Below are 3,705 nucleotides of genomic sequence, written 5' to 3' on the forward strand. Positions count from 1 at the left end.
CACCTCGAATTGCATCGCTTCTGCGATTACGACAACGACAACGACAACGACAACGACGGCGACAGCGACAACGACAACGATTGTGTTGGTGTTTAACTTGTTCTTGACTCGTTACTTTGTACCAGGACGCCCATGAATCTGCTGATCGACATCGGCAACACCAACCTGCATTGGGCGCAGCAGGACGCCGCGGGTCTCGGTCCGATGACCGGGGTCCGCCACGGTCAGGGCCTGCCGCTCGATCTGCTCGCCGCCTGGGAGGCGCTGGACCCGCCGCGGCGGGTGCTGGTCGGCAATGTCGGCGGGGCGGACCTGGGTCAGACCGTCGCCCGGGCGGTGGGCGCCTATTGGGGACTGGAGGCGCAGTTCGCCGTGACCCGCCGGGACTGCCTGGGGCTGCGGGTCGCCTATGCACAGCCGACCCGCCTGGGCGTCGACCGCTGGCTGGCCCTGCTCGGCGCACTGGGGCGCGGCGCGGCGGCGGCGCTCGTCGTGGATGTCGGCACCGCGGCCACCTTCGACGTCCTGGCCCCCGCTGGCCGGCACCTGGGCGGCCTGATCCTGCCCGGCCTGACCATGATGCGCGACAGCCTGTTCGCCGGTACCCATATTCCCTCGGGCGAGCCGGAGTCCGCCGATGAGCCCTGGGCCACGGACACCGGCGCGGCCGTCGCCACCGGCAGCCTGCACGCCCTGGCGGCCCTGGCCGAACGCCTTCACCAGCGCCTCTGGGACCGGCTGTCGGGGTCCGTCGGGGTGGGGTCGGCGCCACCCCCGGCCTTGCTGATCACCGGGGGCGATGGGCCCCGCATCGCTCCCCTGATCGCCCGGCCCCTGGAACTGGTCCCGGAGCTCGTCCTGTGCGGACTGGCCCGCCTGGCCTCGACCCCGCCGCTGACCCCGTAGGGGCGGGTTTCAAACCCGCCCCTACGCCGGGTCGCCGCGAGCGGTTGCCGGGTCCGCGCGGCCGGTCACCGCGGTCCCTTTCAGGCCTCGGCCTGCGCGTCCCCCGGCAGGCACTGGCCCTGTTCGGCGTCGCGCGCACGGCAGGTGCAGACACGGTTGCGGCCCTGATGCTTGGCGGCGTACATGGCCGCATCGACCGCGCCGAGCAGCTCCTGCGCGCTCTGCGTGAGGTCGTCGGCACAGCTCACGCCGAAGGAGCAGGTGATCCGCAGCGGCGGGACGGGTCGGAACAGGGCGGGGCTCTCCTCCAGGCCGGTGCGCATCCGTTCCGCGACCCGGGTTGCCGCGGCGAGCGGCGTCTCGGGCAGCAGCACCATGAACTCCTCCCCGCCGAAACGCGCGAGCAGGTCCTTGCCGCGCAGGCGCTGGTGGGTCGTCGCGACCACATGCTGGAGCACCTGATCGCCGATCCCGTGGCCATGGGTGTCGTTCACCAGTTTGAAGTGATCGATGTCGAACAGGATGAGCGACAGCGGGATCGCCGACTGGCGATGCCGCAGCAGTTCCGCGTCCAGCCGGGCGAGAAAGACCCGGCGGTTGTAGATGCCGGTCAGGGGGTCGCGTTCCGAGAGGTGCGTCAGGATGGTGTTGGCCGCGTGCAGATTGGTCTCCGCGCGCAGAAAATCGAACAGCGGGAAGCACAGCGCGAGCATGAAGATCCCCATCAGGTCGATCAGCAGCATGGTGTAGAGGACCTGTTTGCGCAGCTCCGGACCCAGGGTATCGGTGAACACCAACCCGTACATCAGGAACACGGTGCGCAGAATGAAGGCGGTACCGATGATGACGATAGCGCCGATGATGATCCCCCCGATCAGGTTGTGCGGGTAGGCATGGGCGTAAAAGAGCCGGGCGATCAGCAGGTAGAGTGCACCGTTGAGGCTGGAGGTCATGGCGCCCGGGACCGTTTCGTTGTTGACGAACACCACCAGGACCCAGAACACGAAGGCCAAGGTCAGGACCGCGGCGCCGAGTGTCAGCGCAATCCCGGGTCGGCGCAGAAAGTCGAGCGTCGCGCACAGCAGGAAGATGGGAAAGACCAGCAGCAGGATCTCCGCCGCCGGGATGGTCAGCAGGGTGAGGCCGTAGACCCATTGCGACAGGTTGAGCGCCCAGCCGGCGGCAAAGGCCAGGGCGCCCAAGGCCAGCCAGGTGTAGGCGCGCTCCTGGCGAATGCGTGCCGCGATGGCCATGAAGACCCCGGTGAGGGCGAAGACCATGATGGAGACCAGGAGCAGGGTCGGCGGATCGATCAATGAGAAGGGGTACATGACGCCTCAGTGGGGCCCAGGTGACGGGTCCTGTCCAATCGCAGTTGCCGGGGTCGACTATGGTCGCCCGACCGCCTGTAGTCGTCACTTTACCGCCGATTGTCGCCTGAGACACCCGGTGAAAGTCGCGCAGCAACCCTGTGGGAGCGGCTTGCGCGAGACGGGGCCCGGCAAGCTGCCGCAGCGTTACAGGTTACCGCGGCGTCGCCTCGCGGCTGCACGCCGCTCCCACGGCCTGGTCCCCGAACTGGCCGGCGAGGCCGCTCAGCGTCATATTCTCCGCGATGGCGTCGTGGGGAATCAGCAGATACCGCCAGGGCTTGCCCCCGTGGGCGAGTGCGTGGACGGAGGCGTTGGCGCACCAACTGACGGCGACATCTTTCTTGGCCAGCACCACCGGGTCCTCCAGTTCCTTGCGCATCTTCGGTTCGAGCATGTAGATCGTCGTGTCCGTCTCGGCCACGAAGTCCGGCTGGTACTCGCGATGATTCGCCCCATCACGGTAGTAAATCTGGAACTGACCTTTGGCTGGCCTGAACCATTTTCGGGCCTCTCGCTCCAGGATCACCGCGAGTTTGCGCTCGGCGTCGGACTCGAACTTCTGCACCGGGTAAAGGCACCGCTGGAAGCCGCCGAACAGGTACCGGCCCATGTTGCTCTTGTCCCGCGGGGCTATCCGGTAGTCCGCGGGCGGCTCCGCTACCGCATAGCTGTAGGCGCTGGGTTTGAGTTCCGTGAAGCCCTTGCTGATCTTCACCTCGTAACCCGCGGCCTCCTCGAACCAGTGCCTCTGCATCTGGGCATGTATGAAGGCGGCGATGGGCTGCTGATAGCAGCGCAGTACCCGGCAAGCGTCGTCCTCCGACAGATAGCCCAGGAAGTGCCGGACCGTCTGCCCGGCCAGGTCATAGAGCAGGTCCGCCTGGTCGTCGTAGGAAATATCATCGAAGTCGATGAGACCGCTGACCACATAGTCTTCCAGCCGCGTCTCCTGCAGTCCGCCGCCCCCCACTGCCACTACATCCAACTGCCCCGTGCGCAGGTGTTGTACCCACAGGTCCTCAGACACGGGGGCGTACTGTAGCGTCGTTAGATCCAGCGTGAAGGGGTTGAAGCCGGAGCGCACCTCGCCCTTGGGAACCACCAGGATACGCGGCATCGCGATCGTCTGACGGGCGACCAAGTCGACGGTCTTGGCGACCACGGCGGCAATGTCCGGCTCCTCGGCCAGCCCCTTCAACTCCAACTGCGCCGGGGTACGGCTCTCCTCCACCGCCGCGACGATGGCCGCCTGAACCTCAGGCGTCCTCAGATGCTCGACCGTCGGCACCCTCTGGGTAGGATGTTCAATCTGACGCAAAAAAGGGCCGAAAAGCCCATGCAAGAAGCGTGTTGCCGAGAAGGCCCGGCTGTCGGTTCTGTGCTCGGGTGGGTACGATGACGGTGCGACACTAGCTCATGCCCAGCC

General features: G+C 66.7%; 3 protein-coding genes. 1 reads left to right on the forward strand and 2 read right to left on the reverse strand.

Going from position 1 to position 3,705, the window contains the following annotated elements:
- Window positions 1–132 precede the first annotated feature (132 nt).
- Window positions 133–906, forward strand: a complete 774-nt coding sequence (locus QZY48_RS04005; RefSeq protein ID WP_295428031.1) for a type III pantothenate kinase — start codon at window positions 133–135, stop codon at window positions 904–906.
- Window positions 907–986: 80 nt separating this feature from the next.
- Here the strand turns inward: QZY48_RS04005 and QZY48_RS04010 are convergent, their stop codons facing one another.
- Complete coding sequence (locus tag QZY48_RS04010) at window positions 987–2,237, reverse strand: GGDEF domain-containing protein (protein WP_295428033.1); 1,251 nt, start codon at window positions 2,235–2,237, stop codon at window positions 987–989.
- A 193-nt stretch (window positions 2,238–2,430) separates the two neighbouring features.
- A complete protein-coding gene (locus QZY48_RS04015; RefSeq protein ID WP_295428035.1) occupies window positions 2,431–3,567 on the reverse strand; it encodes a hypothetical protein in 1,137 nt (378 codons plus the stop codon).
- Window positions 3,568–3,705: the final 138 nt, after the last annotated feature.

The organism is uncultured Thiodictyon sp. (genome assembly GCF_903828115.1).
Taxonomy (GTDB): domain Bacteria; phylum Pseudomonadota; class Gammaproteobacteria; order Chromatiales; family Chromatiaceae; genus Thiodictyon.

What these genes read in the sequence shown, in the direction of transcription:
- QZY48_RS04005 (WP_295428031.1), top strand. Translation starts at nt 133, where the DNA reads ATGAATCTGCTGATCGACATCGGCAACACCAACCTGCATTGGGCGCAG.
- QZY48_RS04010 (WP_295428033.1), bottom strand. Translation starts at nt 2,237, where the DNA reads ATGTACCCCTTCTCATTGATCGATCCGCCGACCCTGCTCCTGGTCTCC.